The 18094-nt window shown below is 34.4% G+C and carries 11 protein-coding genes; 10 read left to right on the forward strand and 1 reads right to left on the reverse strand.

Annotation, left to right across the window (positions count from 1 at the left end):
* The first annotated feature begins 83 nt into the window (after window positions 1-83).
* From OQ292_RS30305 to OQ292_RS30335, 7 genes are all read left to right on the forward strand, one after another.
* The gene (locus OQ292_RS30305; protein WP_284687861.1) at window positions 84-665 is read left to right on the forward strand and encodes an RNA polymerase sigma factor; all 582 of its coding nucleotides are present in this window, start codon (window positions 84-86) and stop codon (window positions 663-665) included.
* Window positions 666-813: 148 nt separating this feature from the next.
* Entirely contained in the window at window positions 814-1821 is a 1008-nt protein-coding gene (locus OQ292_RS30310) for a FecR family protein (protein WP_284687862.1), read from the forward strand.
* 237 nt (window positions 1822-2058) lie between these two features.
* Window positions 2059-5520, forward strand: a complete 3462-nt coding sequence (locus tag OQ292_RS30315; RefSeq protein ID WP_284687863.1) for a TonB-dependent receptor — start codon at window positions 2059-2061, stop codon at window positions 5518-5520.
* Window positions 5521-5533: 13 nt separating this feature from the next.
* A complete protein-coding gene (locus OQ292_RS30320; RefSeq protein ID WP_284687864.1) occupies window positions 5534-7546 on the forward strand; it encodes a RagB/SusD family nutrient uptake outer membrane protein in 2013 nt (670 codons plus the stop codon).
* Window positions 7547-7604: 58 nt separating this feature from the next.
* A complete protein-coding gene (locus OQ292_RS30325) occupies window positions 7605-8816 on the forward strand; it encodes a DUF5000 domain-containing lipoprotein (RefSeq protein WP_284687865.1) in 1212 nt (403 codons plus the stop codon).
* 30 nt (window positions 8817-8846) lie between these two features.
* Complete coding sequence (locus OQ292_RS30330; protein ID WP_284687866.1) at window positions 8847-10052, forward strand: DUF4998 domain-containing protein; 1206 nt, start codon at window positions 8847-8849, stop codon at window positions 10050-10052.
* A 271-nt stretch (window positions 10053-10323) separates the two neighbouring features.
* Complete coding sequence (locus OQ292_RS30335) at window positions 10324-11232, forward strand: M43 family zinc metalloprotease (protein WP_284687867.1); 909 nt, start codon at window positions 10324-10326, stop codon at window positions 11230-11232.
* A 33-nt stretch (window positions 11233-11265) separates the two neighbouring features.
* Here the strand turns inward: OQ292_RS30335 and OQ292_RS30340 are convergent, their stop codons facing one another.
* Entirely contained in the window at window positions 11266-14385 is a 3120-nt protein-coding gene (locus OQ292_RS30340; RefSeq protein WP_284687868.1) for a DUF7619 domain-containing protein, read from the reverse strand.
* Window positions 14386-14736: 351 nt separating this feature from the next.
* On the opposite strand from OQ292_RS30340, the gene OQ292_RS30345 reads away from it, so the two are divergent.
* The 3 genes from OQ292_RS30345 (at window position 14737) to OQ292_RS30355 (ending at window position 18094) form a co-directional block, all read left to right on the forward strand.
* The gene (locus OQ292_RS30345) at window positions 14737-16392 is read left to right on the forward strand and encodes a serine hydrolase domain-containing protein (RefSeq protein ID WP_284687869.1); all 1656 of its coding nucleotides are present in this window, start codon (window positions 14737-14739) and stop codon (window positions 16390-16392) included.
* Window positions 16393-16553: 161 nt separating this feature from the next.
* Window positions 16554-17546 carry a pentapeptide repeat-containing protein gene (locus tag OQ292_RS30350; protein ID WP_284687870.1) on the forward strand — a complete coding sequence of 331 codons (993 nt, stop codon included), beginning with the start codon at window positions 16554-16556 and terminating at the stop codon, window positions 17544-17546.
* 158 nt (window positions 17547-17704) lie between these two features.
* A complete protein-coding gene (locus OQ292_RS30355) occupies window positions 17705-18094 on the forward strand; it encodes a hypothetical protein (RefSeq protein WP_284687871.1) in 390 nt (129 codons plus the stop codon).

Consider the following 18094-nt stretch of genomic DNA (forward strand, 5'->3'; position numbering starts at 1 on the left):
ACTAATAATCATTATTATTATTTAACGATTTACTTTTTCTACTTCTCTAAACTGAAGTGGTGAGGTATTGAAATTATATGAAAATGAAATTATTAGCTATTGATATCGACTACATCAGAAAGATGAAAAGGGGAGACGTAGATGCTTTCCAAACCATCTATAATTTATACTGTTCTGATCTTCTTAAATTTGCATTTCACTTCTTAAAAAATAAAGAAGAGGCAGAAGAAGTAGTACAAGACATTTTCTTGAAAATATGGGATAAAAAAGTGCTTATTGATGAGAAGCATTCCTTTAATGGCTTTGTATTTATTATAGCCAAAAGAGTTATTCTAAACAAAATTAGAGCTAAGGTTAAAATAAGAAATGTAGAAATAGTTTCTGAGCACAACACAACCAAGCAAAATGCGCAAGACATCTTAGTTTATAAAGAACTACAAGAACTTTCAGACAAAGCCATTTCGACATTACCAGAAAAAAGAAAGCAAATCTTTATTATGAGTAGAAAGCAGGGATTGTCTAATAAAGAAATTGCCAAACATTTAGGAATTAGCGATAAAACTGTAGAAAATCAGATTGGCTTGGCTTTAAAAAGCATTCGTGAATACTTAACAAAAGCAGAATATTCTTCTGCTATATTAAGCCTATTCCTATTACTTAGTTAGAATTTTCACTTTATAGTACCAATACATACACTGTTAGAACACCTTAGGCAATTAGCTTTAAGGTGTTTTTTTTATAAAATTTAAAAAAAATTAAAATTCTTTTGGGGGGTAGTTTCATAATCGGTGTATTTATAATAAACACAAAGAAATGGCACCGCAAACTATCGAGAAATTATTACGCAAAGTACAAAACGGAACCTGTACAGAAGATGAATTAGCCGCTTTTCATGAATGGATGGCAGAAGAATCCAATAAATCTGATGTAGCAGATTATGTTAAAGATGTGTGGCAAAACATTGACCATCAGGAAGATTTCGACAATGAGACTGATAAATCAAAAATGTGGAATGAGATTCAGACAAAGCTACATTTATCTACCAAAGCAGAATCACCAAAAAGTAACTTTACAATAAATACAGGACTTTTAATGCGTGTAGCCGCAGTGGTACTTCCTTTCATTATTATAGCTGTCTACACTTTTTACCAAAGAAATAACACTTCCATAGCCGATAACACAAAATTTAGAACAATATCCACAGAGAAGGGTATGAAAAAATGGACCACTTTGCCAGATGGTTCTATGGTGTACCTCAACTCTAATTCTTCTATCAGTTTTGCTACAAACTTTTTAGAAAGCAAAGAAAGAATTGTAAAGATGAAAGGAGAAGCTTTTTTTAAAGTACAAAAACTCGACGATAAAAAGCCTTTTAAGGTAATTGCACCTAAAACAACAGTGAAAGTACTCGGGACATCATTTGCAGTGAGAGCATTACCTAAAAATAACAAAGAATACATTGCTGTTTTAACAGGTAAAGTGAATGTGGCGACAGATAATCAAAATATAGATTTGTTGCCTAACGAAATGGTAGAAGTGGGAGACCAAAAACTTGAAAAAGTTGCCTTTGACCCTAATGAGATGTTTTCGTGGAAAGATGGAATACTTTACTATAAAAATGCTTCGATTGACGAAGTGTGGCACAAATTAGAAAACTGGTATGGTGTAGAGTTTCGCTTTGAAGGAAAAAAATCGACACAAAAAGAATTTTCTGGCATGTTTAGAAACGAAGTACTCTCTAATGTACTAGAAGGACTCAGCTTTTCAGCTGGGTTCGATTATAAAATTAATGGCAAAATTGTAAACATTCACTTTAAATAAATTAATATGATTATGAGAAAAAACTACTTAAACTACTCTTACTCAACAGGTTAAAGTCTATATCTTTTCGGGATTTGATTTAATAAAAAAACCCAATGTACAATTGGCTTGGCGGCGATGTACACTGGGCTAGCAACTTAGTTTTTCACTAAATCCATTAAAAATATGATTTTGAAAATTTATAGACAAATTATTATGGTATCCAAATATATAATTTGGGGTATTGCAATTCAATGTATGCTGGCCACACTACTACTTGCCGAAGAAGGCAACGGGCAGAGCATTGAAAATATTTACTTGTCTGTCGAATGTAATAATACATCTTTAACTGATGTACTTGATAAAATAGAAGAGAGAACAGGCTTTAAGTTCGCTTATTTTAAAAGTACTATCAAAGACACCGATAAAATCTCTCTTGAGGCAAAAAATGAATCGCTAGCCACTGTGCTAAAAGATTTAGCTCGGCAAACTAACCTAAAATTTAAAAGGGTTAATTCCAGCATATTTGTAGATAGACGGAAGATGTGGGAGTTCTCTGTAAAAGAAGAAACTTCAGAAGAACTGGTACCACAGATTAGAATTTCTGGAACTGTAATCGCCGAAGAAGATGGAGAACCATTGCCCGGTGTAAACATCGTAATTAGAGGAACTACGAATGGTACCACTACAGACATAAATGGTAAATATAATATTTCGGCTCAGAATGGCGATATTTTGCAATTCAGCTATATTGGTTTTATACCTCAAGAAGTAGAAGTAAACAGCCAAACAAACATAGATATTTCACTCAAAGCCGATCTAGAAGAACTAGAAGAAATCGTAGTAGTTGGATTTGGTGAGCAGCGAAAAGCCAGTTTGGTAAGCTCAGTAGCTTCTGTAAATGTAAAGCAATTAAAAACGCCATCTTCCAACTTAAGTAATGCATTAGCTGGTCGTGTTTCTGGTATAATTTCTTTTCAGCAAAGTGGTGAGCCAGGTTTAGGCACAGATAATTCTACTTTCTTTATTAGAGGTTTATCCACTTTTGGAACAGGTAAAAGAGACCCACTAATTTTGATAGATGGTATTGAATCTACGGTGACAGATATGGCTCGTTTGCAACCAGATGATATTTCTGATTTTTCGGTATTGAAAGATGCAGCAGCAAGTTCCATTTATGGAGCTAGAGGTGCAAATGGGGTAGTGTTGATCAATACCAAGTTGGGTTTAGAAGGTAAAACTAGATTCTTTTTCCGAATGGAAAACAGGATTTCTACCAATACCAAAAACTTCAATCTGGCTGATAACATCACCTATATGAATCTGGAAAACGAGGCAAATACTACACGTACCGAAAACGGTATTGAGCCTTATACCCAAAATAAGATTAATAACACCATGGCCGGGAATGATCAGTATTTGTACCCAGACAACAATTGGATAGATCAACTGCTGAAAGATTATACATACAATCAGGCATTTAACTTAAACATGAGTGGCGGTACCGAAAAAGCCAGATATTTTATTGCAGGTACTTATAATCGCGATAATGGAATTCTAAGAGTAGACCCTATCAACGATTTTAACAACAACATTACTTTAAATAATTACTCTGTGAGGTCAAATATCGACTTAGATATTACTAACACCACAACACTAGTTTTAAGGGTGTATGGCCAGTTTGACGATTATAGAGGACCAATTGATGGTGGTGGAGCTGCTTTTTATAATGCGCTTAACTCTAACCCAGTAATGTTTCCGGCAGTGTACCCAAAAGAAAAGTTGCCTTATGTAAATCATCCGCTTTTCGGTTCAGAACAAGTTTTGAGTAACAACCAACAAGAAACAGGGGTTTTATTTGCAAATCCTTATGCCGAGATGGTAAAAGGGTACCAAACCTATAAAAGGTCAAACTTAAACCCTCAGTTGGAGGTAAAACAAGACTTAAAGTTTATAACAGATGGGCTTAAGTTTAGAGGAATGACTTATTTAAAAAGGACATCATTTGTAAGTCAAAATCGTTTTTACAATCCATTCTATTATAAAGCCATTATAAACCCAAGCGATGGCAATTATAACCTACAAGTATTAAACGATGGAGGCCAAAACTCACTAGGTACAACCGGTACAGAATATCTCAATTATAATGAAGGAGACAAAACTGTAGAGTCTCAGTTTTGGTTACAAGGTGCTTTAGAATATAACCAAATTTTTAATGCCAAACATTCTGTTGGTGGCTTATTACTTTCTTATATTTCTCATTACGAAATAGGAAACCCGGGTACACTTATCGAATCTTTACCAAGTAGAAATATGGGCGTTTCTGGTAGATTCACCTATGGTTATAACGACAAATACATGGTCGAGCTAAATTTTGGCTATAATGGCTCAGAGCGATTTGCCAAGAAAAACCGATTTGGGTTCTTCCCATCTGCAGGTTTGGCATATAATATCTCAAAAGAAAACTTTTTTGCGCCATTGCTGCCTGTAATCTCAAACCTAAAATTTAGAGCTACTTATGGTGTAGTAGGTAATGACCAAATAGGCGAAAAAGACGAAAGATTTCTTTACCTCTCAAATGTAAATTTGAACAATGGTGATTACGGTGCTGTATTTGGTAAAAACGATGGTGCAGCTGAATATTACAGAAATGGCGTTTCTATATCAAGATACTCTAATGATGATATTACTTGGGAAGAATCTAGACAAGTTAATTTAGGTATAGATTTAGGCCTAGCTAATAACTCCATAGAATTAATTGCGGATGTATTTAAGCAAGAGCGTTCACAAATACTTCAAGCAATTTCTTATACAGATAATGCCACAGGATTGATGGCTACACCACGATCAAACTATGGTAAGGCAGAAAGTAAAGGCGTTGATTTATCTTTAACGATTAATAAAAGTATAAACAGAAATCTGGATATAAGTTTAAGAGGTACCTTTACCTATGCCACTAGTAAAGCCATCAAAATTGATGAAATTGCATTTCAAGAAAACCTAGCACATTTATCTAGAATAGGCCAGCCGCTTAACCAGCAATGGGGTTATATTGCAGAACGGCTTTTTGTAGATGATGAAGAAGTAGCTAACTCACCCGTTCAATTTGGTTATACTAACCTAAAGGCAGGAGACATCAAATATAGAGATGTAACTGGTGATGGCGTAGTAAATTCTGATGATGTAGTGCCTATTGGTTTTCCTACTCAACCTGAGATTATATATGGTTTTGGAGCTTCTGTTTTTTATAAAGATTTCGACTTTAATTTCTACTTCCAAGGGGCTGGTCGTTCAACGTTCTTTATTGATCCTTATGCCATTCAACCATTCTTTAAATATCAACAAGACTATAATGAAAATAATGTAAATAGGGTATATCAAAGAGGATTGTTGCAAGCTATTGCAGATGATCATTGGTCTGAAGAAAACAGAGACTTATATGCATTCTGGCCAAGGTTTAGTACTGGTTTAGTTAATTCTAATAATGTTCAATCTACTTGGTGGATGCGCAATGGTAGTTTTATTCGATTAAAAAGTGTGGATATAGGTTACAATTTCGAAATACCAAAAATCGGCATAGAAGCCATGAGGGTTTATTTCTCTGCCACCAACCTTTTTATTCTAAGCAAATTTGACTTATGGGATGTGGAGATGGGAGGAAACGGTTTGAAATATCCGATTCAGTCAACATACAACTTAGGCTTTTCACTTAACTTCTAATTTGAGTTATATTATGAAAAACAGCATACAAACAAGCGAAAAATGCTCAAAGGCATTTAAAACTCTATTCAGAAAATTCGCTATTAAACCGATATATAAATTATCCACTATCATTCTTCTATTCACATCAGGAATATTCTATTCTTGTGAAGAATATTTGAACATAGTTCCCGATAATGTTGCAACTATAGATAATGCCTTTACTTTAAGAAATGAGGCTGAAAAATATCTTTTTACCTGCTATTCATACTTACCAAAACATGGAGATGGCTGGTATAATGTAGGAATGATGGGCGCCGACGAAATCATTTTACCACAAGCTACAGAAGGTCAGTGGCATGCCGCATTTAGAATTGCAATGGGTCAGCAAAACACCGATAACCCATATTTTAATGAATGGGCAGGCACCAACAAAGGTGGTGGAGCAGGTTACGATTGGCTCAAAATATTCACAGGTATGCGCCACTGTAATACTTTTATCGAAAAAATATCTGATGAAAACAATGCTCCAGATTTGAGTTTAAACGAAAGAGCAAGATGGTTAGCAGAGGCTAAATTTTTAAATGCCTATTATCACTATCATTTGTTTAGGATGTATGGTCCTATTCCAATTATGGATGGTGTACAAGAAATTACAGAAGAGCCAACAGCACACAGAATGCCGGTTGATTCAGTAGTAAACTTTATCACCAATTCTATAGATGAATCACTGGAAAACCTTCCTGAAAGAATTATCGCCGAAAACACAGAGTTTGGCAGAATTACCAAACCCATTGCATTAGCCATAAAAGCTAAAACATTGTTATATGCTGCTAGTCCTTTGTTTAATGGAAATACAGATTATGCCAATTTTACAGACAAAGAAGGCGTACAATTATTTAATTCTACTTATGATGTAACAAAGTGGGAACGAGCAAGAGATGCCATTAAAGTAGCCATTGAATCTGCCGAACAAAACGGACATGCCTTGTACGAATATACCAATGATGTACTTAACTTGAGCGACACTACAAAAACGCAGTTAAGTATAAGAAATGCCGTAACCGAAAGGTGGAACGAAGAAGTAGTTTGGGGGCTTTCTAATAGTTACTTCTTTAACCATAACTTGGCGATGCCACCTATGGTTGGAGGAACAGGCACCTCAACCAGTAGATTTGTTTTAGGAGGAATATGGGCTGTCCCAATCAAAATTGCCAAAATGTTTTATTCCAAAAATGGGGTTCCTATTGAAGAAGATAAAACACTGGATTTTAGCGATTATCTTTCTTTAAGAATAGCCACTACAGAAGAGAAATTCAATATCTACCCTTCTTTTGAAACAGCCCGATTAAATTTTGATCGAGAACCACGCTTTTACGCAGACTTGGGATTCGATGGTGGTATGTGGTACATGAAAGACGGAAATGCCAATGGCAATGATCAAGAAAACTATCACATCGAAAGTAAAAATGCCGAGTCTGCCGGTTATGGTCATTTTACTAACTGGAACGAAACAGGTTATTTTGTTAAGAAACTGGTACACTGGGAGTCTTCGACTTCAGGTTCTACTGATCCTAGTTGGTTAAGTTACCCATGGCCAGAAGTTAGAATGGCAGACTTGTATTTAATGTATGCAGAAGCACTCAACGAGGCTGAGCCGGCTTCTACTGTTGCTATCGAATATTTAGATAGAGTAAGAAGTAGAGCTGGATTAGAAGGTGTTGCAGAGTCGTGGAGTACTTATTCCAATAACCCATCAAAATACACAACGCAAGATGGACTAAGAGAAATAATCCATCAAGAAAGAATGATCGAAATGGCATTTGAAGGAAAACGTTTCTGGGATTTACGCAGATGGAAAAAAGCTGCCGAAGAGTTAAACAAAGATATTACTGGTTTAAACATCTATGGCAAGACTTCAGAAACCTACAACACCGAAAGAGTAATATTTACACAAGAGTTTATTACTCCGCGAGACTATTTGTGGCCAATTGGCAACTACGATATAAGAAGAAATCCAAATCTGGTTGAAAACCCCGGGTGGTAATCAGCTATCAGTAAATCAGTTTTGGTAATTAATTTTTTCAATAAAAGCATTGATGAAAATGAAAGTAAATAAATTAAAAATATTGACTTATATATTCGTAGTCGCCATTGTTATTATCTCATGCGACGAAGAATTAGAGTTTAGAGAACCTACCACTACAAATGGAACTATTCCACAACAAGTTTCAGAAGTAACAGTAGAAAATCTTCCGGGTAAAGCCCGCATAACTTACACACTTCCAGACGACAGTAATCTATTGTATGTAAAAGCAACTTATACGCTTTCTAACGGTGAAGTTCACGAAGCAAAATCTTCTTATTTCTCAGACGAGTTACTAATAGAAGGCTTTGCCGATACACTCACTCACGATGTTGAAATTGTGTCTGTTAGTAGGAGTGAAGTGTCTTCTGAACCTGTATTTGCAACAATACAACCATTAGAAGCGCCAATCTGGAAAGTATTTAGAAGTATCGATGTTATAAATGCATTTGGAGGATACAACTTAAGTGCAAACAACGAACATGAAGAAGATATCTCCATTTTAATTCTGGAAAGAAATGAGTTTAACGAATTTGAAGTAGATCATTTTAAAAGTATATATAGCTCTTTAGCCGATATTTCTTCTAAAATTAGAGGGTTAGATACACTCGATTATCAATTTAAAATCTATGTGAAAGATAAATGGGGAAACACCACTGATACACTTACTAAAACAGTAAAGCCTATTTTTGAAACAGAGCTTTCTAAAGAAAACTTTGAAGCATTTGTATTACCAGGAGATGCACCACAGGTTACAAATGGTGCCAGATTAGAGTACGCTTGGGACGACAGACTTGGCTGGCCTTATACCAGTTTTACTTATCAAACAGCAGGTGGGCCAGACCCACATATGATCACAATCGATTTAGGTATAAACGCAAAATTGAGTAGGTTTTGGTATCGCCCATTTCCAGAGTTAAACCCATCTCAGTTTTTCTATCTCACCACCATGAAACAATTCGAAGTGTATGGTTCAAGCAATCCTTCTTTAGATGGCGCTTTAGACGATAGCTGGATTATGCTAGGTGCTTATACATTAGAAAAGCCATCTGGCTCACCATACGGGCAAGATACACCAGAAGACAGAGCTGCTGGTGAGGCAGGTTTTAACTTCGAGTTAGATATTAATGCCCCAAAAGTGAGATACATCAGAATTAGGTGTCTAGAAAACTATGCTGGTGGTACTGCACAAAGTATTAATGAACTAGGGTTTTATGGTGATCCAAGATAAATCAAATGCGGGCATTTAAAAGATATTCATATGAAAAACTATAAAATATTTAATAAGATAAAGCTATCGATATTCGCTGTAAGCTGTTTGGTGTTTTCACTTTTTTCTTGCTCAGAGTGGGATAGTTTTAAGGAATATATTGAAGGAGGAGAAATCCTTTATCCGGGAAAAATGAAAAGCGTTGAAATTATTCCGGGTAAAAACAGAGTACAGTTAACTGGGATTTTAAGTGCAGACCCCAATGTGGTAAAGTACAAAGCTTTTTGGAATAGTAATGAAGATTCCGTTGAGTTTAATATAGATAAAGGTTCTGGTGAAACTTATATAGAAAATACCTTTGAAGTAATAGAAGGTGTACACAGTTTTGAGATTTATACTTACGATGAAGCCGGAAATATTTCTGTTCCAACCAATGCAGTAGGTTCATCTTTTGGAGAAGCTTATCGCAGAAAATTGGGAAACCGATTGTTTACAGATTTGATTTTTAATGAGACGAACACCACCATTAACTGGGCGCAAATAGATGCTTCTACTGGTGCAGAATACACAGAGATAATATATACTGTTGGTGATTCTACTTATACAATACAAACCCCAGTTACAGAAACCACTACTGTACTAGAAGGCTTAACTAAAAGTACTACAATTCAGTACAGAACGATCTTTAAACCAACATCAAATAGTTTGGATACGTTTGCAGTGGCTTTTCAAGAATACGAAGTGAAGGTCGTTCCTCAATTAAAAAACAGCAAAGTGCCATTTGCTGCATCAGCGATTTCTGGTCGTTGGGGAACTTTGGCAGATTGGCAATCTAACGAAAATGTGCAAAGCCACGATGGTTTTGGTGGTTGGGACGAATGGAATGGCAACATATTTAATGTTGAATCTGGTTGGGGAGCACCACCAATTACCAATGGAAAAATCTGGCAAACATTTACATTAGAACCTGCAACCTATACTTTTAAAATTTCAGAATTAAGAGACACCAACCTTACAGATGCCGACCAAACTTATTTGGTGGCAGCAGTAGGAGATAGTTTGCCAAATGTAGCAGAGGTAAATACTGCCATGGGCTCAGTTCAGGTATTTAATAGACCTGTTACAGAACTTAGCTTTGATTTTACAGTGACAGAAACACAACAAGTTTCCATCGGTTATTTAACAACTCAACCTGATGGAACTCCAGGTAAGTTTTGTAATATCATTGCCTTCGATTTTGGCTTGAAAGAAGAATGATAAATTTAAGAAATCTCAGAGTTTGTAAAATAGCTCTGAGATTTTAAATATCAAATCATTGAAATTTTTAAAAATCCACTACTTTTTCAATAAATACCCAAATTCCTTCAAAGGCTCATTTAGGTCATTAAAAGGCCAAAACAAACCCTAACAGAAAGCTTATAACCACTATTTTGTGATAAAAACCTTTACTGTTCACATTTTGTACACCCGCTATTTTTCTATCTTAAGCTCAGTTCAAATACAATTGTAGAAATGATTTTTTAAAGTTATGATTCTACAAAAAGCTGCTCAAAATACTTTAACCATTCTCCTTTTTATAAGTCTTTTCTCATGTGAAACAGAACCAATAGAGAAAACAGAACTTAACCCATCACCTGAGCAAAAGATTTTTGAAATTAATGTTGTTGTACACATAATCCATAATGGAGAAGCTATAGGAACAGGCCCAAACTTATCTGATGATAGAATTGCAAAGCAAATTGAAAGTTTAAACAACGATTTTAGAAGAAAAGCTGGTACCAGAGGGTTTAACTCAAATCCAATAAGTGATGATGCAAGAATACAGTTTAAACTGGCACAAACTGACCCAGAGGGAAATCCAACAAATGGAATCGTAAGAATAAATTCCCAAGAAGTAAATAATCCACTTGAGGCTTGGGGCTTCGATTACTTTGCAAATTTTAATTATTGGGACTATAAAAGATATGTAAACATTTGGACAGCACCATTCCCAGAGTCTGGTATTGATGTTTATTTAGGAGAAGCTACCGGCCCTGATACCGACTTACCCGGCAATGAGCTATTTAGTGGGGGAGAGCCATTTTATGCAGAAGGCATTATTATCAACCACGCACATTTCGGCGAATCTGATATTGAAAGTGATTATAACCTTGGCAGAACATTAACTCACGAAATGGGCCACTACCTAGGCTTACTACATCCATGGGGTGGTAAAGATTGTGATAACAACGACTATTGCGACGATACACCTGCTGTAGATACTTTTGTGTCTGGTTGCACTTCATTTAAAGGTTGTAACCAAGAAGATGTAATGATAGAAAACTACATGAATTGGACAAGTGATATTTGCATGAATACTTTCACAAATAACCAAATAGAAAGAATGCGGTATGTTTTAACTCATAGTCGAAAATCTTTGGTGGATACTGCGAATTAAAATAAAAAGCCTCCAAAATGGAGGCTGTCATTCTTACTCAACAATCACTTTCTTAAAGTATTTTCTATTACCCGAATGGAATTCTAACATGTAAAATCCTTTTGGTAGATTTGCTATATCTAATTGAATTTCATCTCTATGATTATTGCTTGATATTGTTTTGGTTTTAACTACTTCGCCCACCATATTTCTGAGATAGACAAAACTATTTTGCTCAAAATGGCTAGCTGCAATATAAAGTATTGTACTTGCCGGATTAGGATAAACCATAAACTCAATATTGTCTTCCTGCTGATCTGTAGAAGTAACCAAAGAAATAGTCAATGTGTTACTATATGGTGATGGAACGCTATTATTGTACGCTCTCATTCTATAGGAATAAGTGGTATTTGGACTTAAAGTAGTATCTCTATAAGAAGTAGTATTTGCAGGTAAAATGAAACTTGTTATAACTGAGAAAAAAGAGTCTACTGACCTTTCTAAAATAAAGCTTGTTTCGGTATCATCTTCATGTATCCAATTTAAATCTACTGAAGTTGCTGAAACATTAGAATAACTTAAACTTTCTGGTGCATTTGGTGGAATAAAATCAACCAATGTGTTTAATGTAGTATTAGTTGCGATTGCCGGATTAAAATCAAAATAGATATAAGCAGTGTTAGTAATCTCAGTAAAATCTGGAAGATTTTCTTTTGGTTTAATTCGATACTTTACAAAACCATGGCTTGCTTTTTCATTAGCATTGCTATCTGGTAAGAAAATATTATCGAAGTTAAAGATCAACTCATTAAATTTATTAATCTCAATGTTAAGAGAATCGCTGTGGCTCACCAATTCAAATGTTGACACATCTAAATCATTATCTAATTCATCTCTAATTTCGATATTATAAGCTGTATCATTCCCCGTATTTTGAAACCTAATGGTGTATTCTAAAAATTCATTTTTGAGTGTATAATTCTCACCTTTTACTCCTGTAGGTGTCACCAGTTTATCATTGGGGTCATAAGTGCAATTTACAATTTGAGTAACAGTCTTTTCTTCTGTAATAAGTTCATTTTCAAAAATAACCTCATTGGCAACCGTGTTCCCTAAATTTGTGAAGTCTGGAGCTTTAAAAGTGATTTCTATCTTTCCTTGCTCTGTAGGATTCAAATTTTCAATCTGCCAAATAATGGTACTATCCGTAAAACTGAGTGGGGTTAAAGAGCTTTCTATAAGCGTGAACTTAGTGTCAAAATTTAGTGTAATTTCACTTTGGTCTAGTGTAAAAGAACTATTATTTTTATAAGTCAATGTATATACTACGTCTTCTTGGCACCTTACCCTTGGGTTATTTATATCTAGTACTACAGCAGTATCTTGAACAACAGTAACTAAACCAAATAAATAATCAGTAGCATCATCTTCCTCCAAGTTAATTTGGTAAGTACTGTCTGTGGTAAATGTCCATTTTTCTCCTGAAATTAAACCCAGATCGTAATTACCTAGAGGAACAGAATAATTAATTGCTCCGCTTTCATTGGAAATGGTTATCAGGTTTTCTGGTAACAGTGTGGATTTAAAACCAGTCAATCCAATTTCACCATCATCTAAAATCCCATTTTGGTTTCCATCGTAAAATACAGTGCCTTTAATTGAAGCATTATTTACGTCGCCTGTATATTCAACAGTCAAAATTTCGGAGTGCTTACTTTCACCACCACTTGGCTCAGCGTAATTGGCAATCAGTACATAATAGTAATCAAGTGCTTTAAATTCTATTCCTTCATTATAATCGATAAAAGTGGTATCGTTAATTGAAACTTCGCCTACTTTAATAAAATCAGCACCTTCTTCTTCAAAGTCAAAACAATCTATACTATCTGGCACAGAACCCGCAGCACGCCAAATACTCATGATTTCAGCAGTAGAATCGTTGTAAGATTCCCAAGAAAGATTAATCGTTTTATTATCCAAACCACGCTCTCCAATTGGTGCTGCAGGTGCCTCACCTAATATTTTAATTTTCCACTCTTTGGAGACTTCAACCAAATTGTTGGCACTTATTGAAATGATATATGAATCTTCTTGTATATCTTCTTTAGTTAAATTATTTAAATCTAATTTAAGTAAGTTTCTTATTTCGTTATTTTCTACATAGCTACTATCTGTAATTATTAACTTCCCCTGATCGATTAATTCACTTTTTATCTGGTAATCATAAGCTTTCGAGATAAGAATAAAATCTGATACGGAATCGTAATAATCTAAACAAATATCAGAAGGGCTTTCTATTTCTGGTGTAAATGAAGAAGGTATGTCATCCTCCACTAAAGAAGAAATGACTTGAAAATCACAATTAATAGAACTAATTAGTACACCATCTCTCCATTCATCTATGTAAAATGCGTAAGTAAATTCACCAACGTCTCCTGGCGCATCCCATGTAATTAAACCCGTTTCAGGATCAATCAAAAAAACAGCAGACCCCGAGCCATCTTCTCTTTCACCATTAAAATCAGGATGATCTGGATATTTATAACTATCTACATTTACTGCATTACCTTCTTCATCTAATCCTTGCTTACACACAGTAAATCTATAAGATAGACTATCGCCTTCTGCATCATAGCCAATTGGATTAAAAGTAAATTTTCTACCTGGGTATGCTAACATCCATATTTTATTAAGTAATTGGGGTGAAGTATTCATTCCCAATGCAGAGTTTATATTAAATATCGACTCTAAAAAGAAAGCTGTATTCCCTGAATTAGACATGTTACTTACAGCCGGATTTCTATTTTGTTCATAATAACTTACTTTATATTCACCTTCTGTAGGAAAAGTATGCTCCACTTGATACACCAATATTTCTGTAGGATCACCTTGATTGTCTGTATAGCCGTCTATAAACCCTAACGATTCTGGAACAACCAACTCTGGTTCTGCATTAGAATAACCAAATTCAAATGTACCCGGTTGAGGTGGTACACCTCCATTATCTCTGTATAAATAAACAGTAAATCTATATGTAAGAGAATTAGCAGAAATTCTTTCTCCGGTAAGATAACCACCTCTGATATGATTAGCATATAAGCTCCCCATACTCAATAAAAGTAAAGAGATTATGATAAACATCATTTGTAGGTTTGTAGTAACACGTAGTTTCATTGAATTTAATAGTTGTGATTTTACTTGACACTTTATCTTTTTAAACATAGCTAGGGTAATAACATCTTGCAAAGGTGTTAGAATAAGTTTCTTAAAATTTGAATTGAAATTAGCTTAGTACATTTCTAATCTTATTTCTAGAAATGTATTTTATTTTCAGATCATTACAAGCTTGTATATAATAGAGCCATTGTAAATTAAAAAAGTTGTAACCAATTTTAGGTTTTTTATAATAAGCTTGATTTTGCTTTCGAATTGGATGTAAGTTCCTTGGAGATAAATTGTTATTTTTAGCTTCGAAAATGAATGCAACAACTATCTACATTAAAACACAAAATTACAATACAGGTTATGAAAAAAAGATTTCTCCTAATTACATTCACTTTACTACTTACAAACTACCTATTTGCGCAGATAGATGAGAGCAAGCTTAATAAAATTGATAGCATTTTTCTGGATTGGAATACACCAAACCATCCGGGTGGGGCAGTAGAAATTGCTTATAAAGGCAAACCTATTTTTAACAGTGCATATGGTTTAGCAAGCCTCGAATATCTTGTGCCAAACACTACTGGCACTCGATTTAATATTGCTTCTGTTTCTAAACAGTTTTCTGCAATAGGCATCGTTTTACTTCATTTAGAGGGTAAACTCTCTGTAGATGATGACATTAGAAAATACATGCCCGAATTACCAGATTTCGGAGAAACCATTACTATTAGACACATGCTTCACCACACTAGTGGCTTAAGAAGTTTGCATGCAATGCTTGGCTTGGCCGGTTGGAGAGGCGATGATTTGAGAACGAATGAAGACCTCGATAGGTTTATGCTCAAACAAAAAGAGCTTAACTTTAAACCCGGAGAGGAATACTTATACTGCAACACTGGTTTCATGTTTTTAGCCAACATCATCGAAAAAGTAACTGGTGAAAACTTTGTTGACTGGATGCAAAAATCCGTTTTTAATCCTCTTGGTATGCTCGACACTTATGTGGAAGATGAGTACAACAGAATAGTACCAAATAATGCTACTTCTTATGATGGCAGCAAAAAGGCAGGCTTTAAAAGAGAAGTGGAATATTGGGGTTACATCGGCTCTGGAAACATGCACTCTACCACCAGCGATTTAACTAAATGGATGAATAACTTTATTACTCCGCAAAAAGGTTGGGAAGATGCATTTAAAATGATGCAAACTGTAGATAATTTTAACAATGGTAAACCTAATAAATATGCTTTTGGTGTAAATGTAGATAAGTATAAAGGAGTAAAGATGATCCAACATGGTGGTTCTATTGGTGGCTTTAGATCAATTGCTGTAGCTTATCCAGAAAAAGAAGTAAGCATTATTATTATTACAAATTTTTCTACTTCCGGCACTAGTTCACTCGCTCAAAAAATAAGTGATATTTTATTCGATCTTCCTAAAAATTACGAGCCTATTGTTCAGGTAAAAGGCATCGAGATAGCTAATGACGAATTAGCCAAATACGAAGGTTCTTACTGGAATGATAAAGATAACTATGTACAAAAAATCTTTGTTGAAAATGATACATTAAAATACGCGAGAGGCAATCGTTCTGGTCAAGCAATTATTCCAGTTGCAAATGATCAATTTCAACTTGTGGGTTCAACTGCTAAAATCACCTATACATTTGATACAAAAGTAGGAACTCTCTCTGTAAAAGTAGATGATGAAGAACCCGTAACTTCTGCTAAGTTCGATACTGCTGAACCAACAGCAAAAGAATTACAAAGCTATGTTGGCGAATTCTACAGCCCAGAACTAGAAACTTCTTACTGGATTAGTATAGTGGATAATAAACTGCAAATTCACCATCCAAGACATGGAGATTCTGAAGTGGAATACATTAAAAAAGATGTGCTCAATGCTAAATATCCAATAAGCATTATTAAATACAAAAAGGATAAAAGAGGTAGAGCCACTGGTATTTATATTAGTAATGGCAGAGCCAGAAACGTTTGGTTCGAGAAAAGATCATAATCTTCTTTAAGTTCACAGAGCTTAATTTCAAAAAAGGTCAGAAGTTATATTTACTTTCTGACCTTTTTTGATTTAGTATAAAATCTAACATAGAATTTATCTCATTTTGATTCCAAAAATTCACCAATTTTTGTAATATTATATATACTGAAGATAATGAAATGACTATTCTTACTTACAACATTACCCCAACTGCAAAGCAAGTATGCAAGCGTTTTAGCTTGCTTATAATTTTAAGCTTATTCCTCCAATCGGCTTTTGCGCAATTTGCACTCAATACCAATGGGCGAACCTTTACCGGATCTGTCAATTACAGGTACAAAAGTTTATTTTTAATTAAATGTGATAGCTGTGTTTTCGAAGATGAAGTAGATTTCAAAAATGCCACATTTACACGAGAAGCGATCTTTTCAAATGCGATTTTTAAAGAAGACACTAAGTTTGAAAAAGTAAACTTTAAGGCAAAAGGTAATTTTTTGAATAGTACTTTCAGTAAAAAAGCAGATTTCGGATACATCAATACCTATTCAGTTTTAGACTTTACCAATGCCATCTTTAATGATGAAGCGCTTTTCTGGATGAGCAATCTTTCAGAATCTGTTTATTTTAACTCTACTGTTTTTAAAGATGATGTTGTGTTGCTAAAAAGTAAAATCAATAAGGCATTTTTTAGCAATACAAGCATTATGGGTGAAGCCAGATTTGATAATATGTATGCAACCGATTCTCTGGTTTTCACAAATGTAAAATTTACTAAAATGCTTAATCTAGATTCAGCTCAATTAGGCACTCAGTTAATTTTCGATAGTGTAAGCTTTAATGGAATTGTAAGGTTAAGAGGTACAATTCTACCAGATATTTTACAATTGAAAAATACCAACTTTGAACTCCCTCTAGACTTTGATAAATGTATACCAAATGAGACAGGGAGTTGCCTGTTGTATCTAGAAAATGTAGATGTTACAAATTGTTGGTTCAATTTTCAATTTATGAAATTATGGTTTCCTCACGATAGTCCACTCTCATCTCAACAACAAACTAACCTTTATAAAAAACTACTAGCCTTAGAAAAAAAACGTAAGAGAACAGAAAGTTACGAAGCATTAAAAAAGCAAATGGACGATTTTGATAATGCACCAAAAGAAGTGTATTAAACAGTCTAAAAGGCTAAATGAGAATAAAATCAAAGATTAAATAAAATTTCAGAAAAAATTATCACTCCATAAATAGCTTACGTTCTGCCGCATTTTCTTTACAAGTAGCATTAAAGTTGTTTAATGTATAACATAGAATCAAATTAACTTGTAACACCATGATCGTAACTATTAAAGATGAAACTTTTACCGGTGAAACCTTAAATGAGCTCAACCTTGAGTTTGAATCAGAATCTGTAACGGTAAAAGATATTATCACACAAAGAGTACTACAGGAAGTGGATATTTACAACAGCAAACTTCCAGATGTTTTCAATGGACTTGTAAAACCAACAGAAGCTGAAAAAACGCTAAATGGTTACAAAATGAAAACAAGAAAGAAAATCGATGGTGAAAAGCAAGTTTACATCGCCCTCGAAGCTTTTAATAAGAATGCCTACTTTGTTTTGGTAGATAACCAACAAGCAGAAAGTTTAGAAGAACAAGTGATGCTTTCTCAAGAATCAAAAATTAGCTTTTTAAAACTTACACCATTAGTTGGAGGATGA

The sequence above is a fragment of the Chondrinema litorale genome (assembly GCF_026250525.1).
Lineage (GTDB): Bacteria > Bacteroidota > Bacteroidia > Cytophagales > Flammeovirgaceae > Chondrinema > Chondrinema litorale.

Coding starts and splice junctions, on each gene's coding strand:
- OQ292_RS30305 (WP_284687861.1), top strand. CDS start 84: ATGAAATTATTAGCTATTGATATCGACTACATCAGAAAGATGAAAAGG.
- OQ292_RS30310 (WP_284687862.1), top strand. CDS start 814: ATGGCACCGCAAACTATCGAGAAATTATTACGCAAAGTACAAAACGGA.
- OQ292_RS30315 (WP_284687863.1), top strand. CDS start 2,059: ATGCTGGCCACACTACTACTTGCCGAAGAAGGCAACGGGCAGAGCATT.
- OQ292_RS30320 (WP_284687864.1), top strand. CDS start 5,534: ATGAAAAACAGCATACAAACAAGCGAAAAATGCTCAAAGGCATTTAAA.
- OQ292_RS30325 (WP_284687865.1), top strand. CDS start 7,605: ATGAAAGTAAATAAATTAAAAATATTGACTTATATATTCGTAGTCGCC.
- OQ292_RS30330 (WP_284687866.1), top strand. CDS start 8,847: ATGAAAAACTATAAAATATTTAATAAGATAAAGCTATCGATATTCGCT.
- OQ292_RS30335 (WP_284687867.1), top strand. CDS start 10,324: ATGATTCTACAAAAAGCTGCTCAAAATACTTTAACCATTCTCCTTTTT.
- OQ292_RS30340 (WP_284687868.1), bottom strand. CDS start 14,385: ATGAAACTACGTGTTACTACAAACCTACAAATGATGTTTATCATAATC.
- OQ292_RS30345 (WP_284687869.1), top strand. CDS start 14,737: ATGAAAAAAAGATTTCTCCTAATTACATTCACTTTACTACTTACAAAC.
- OQ292_RS30350 (WP_284687870.1), top strand. CDS start 16,554: ATGACTATTCTTACTTACAACATTACCCCAACTGCAAAGCAAGTATGC.
- OQ292_RS30355 (WP_284687871.1), top strand. CDS start 17,705: ATGATCGTAACTATTAAAGATGAAACTTTTACCGGTGAAACCTTAAAT.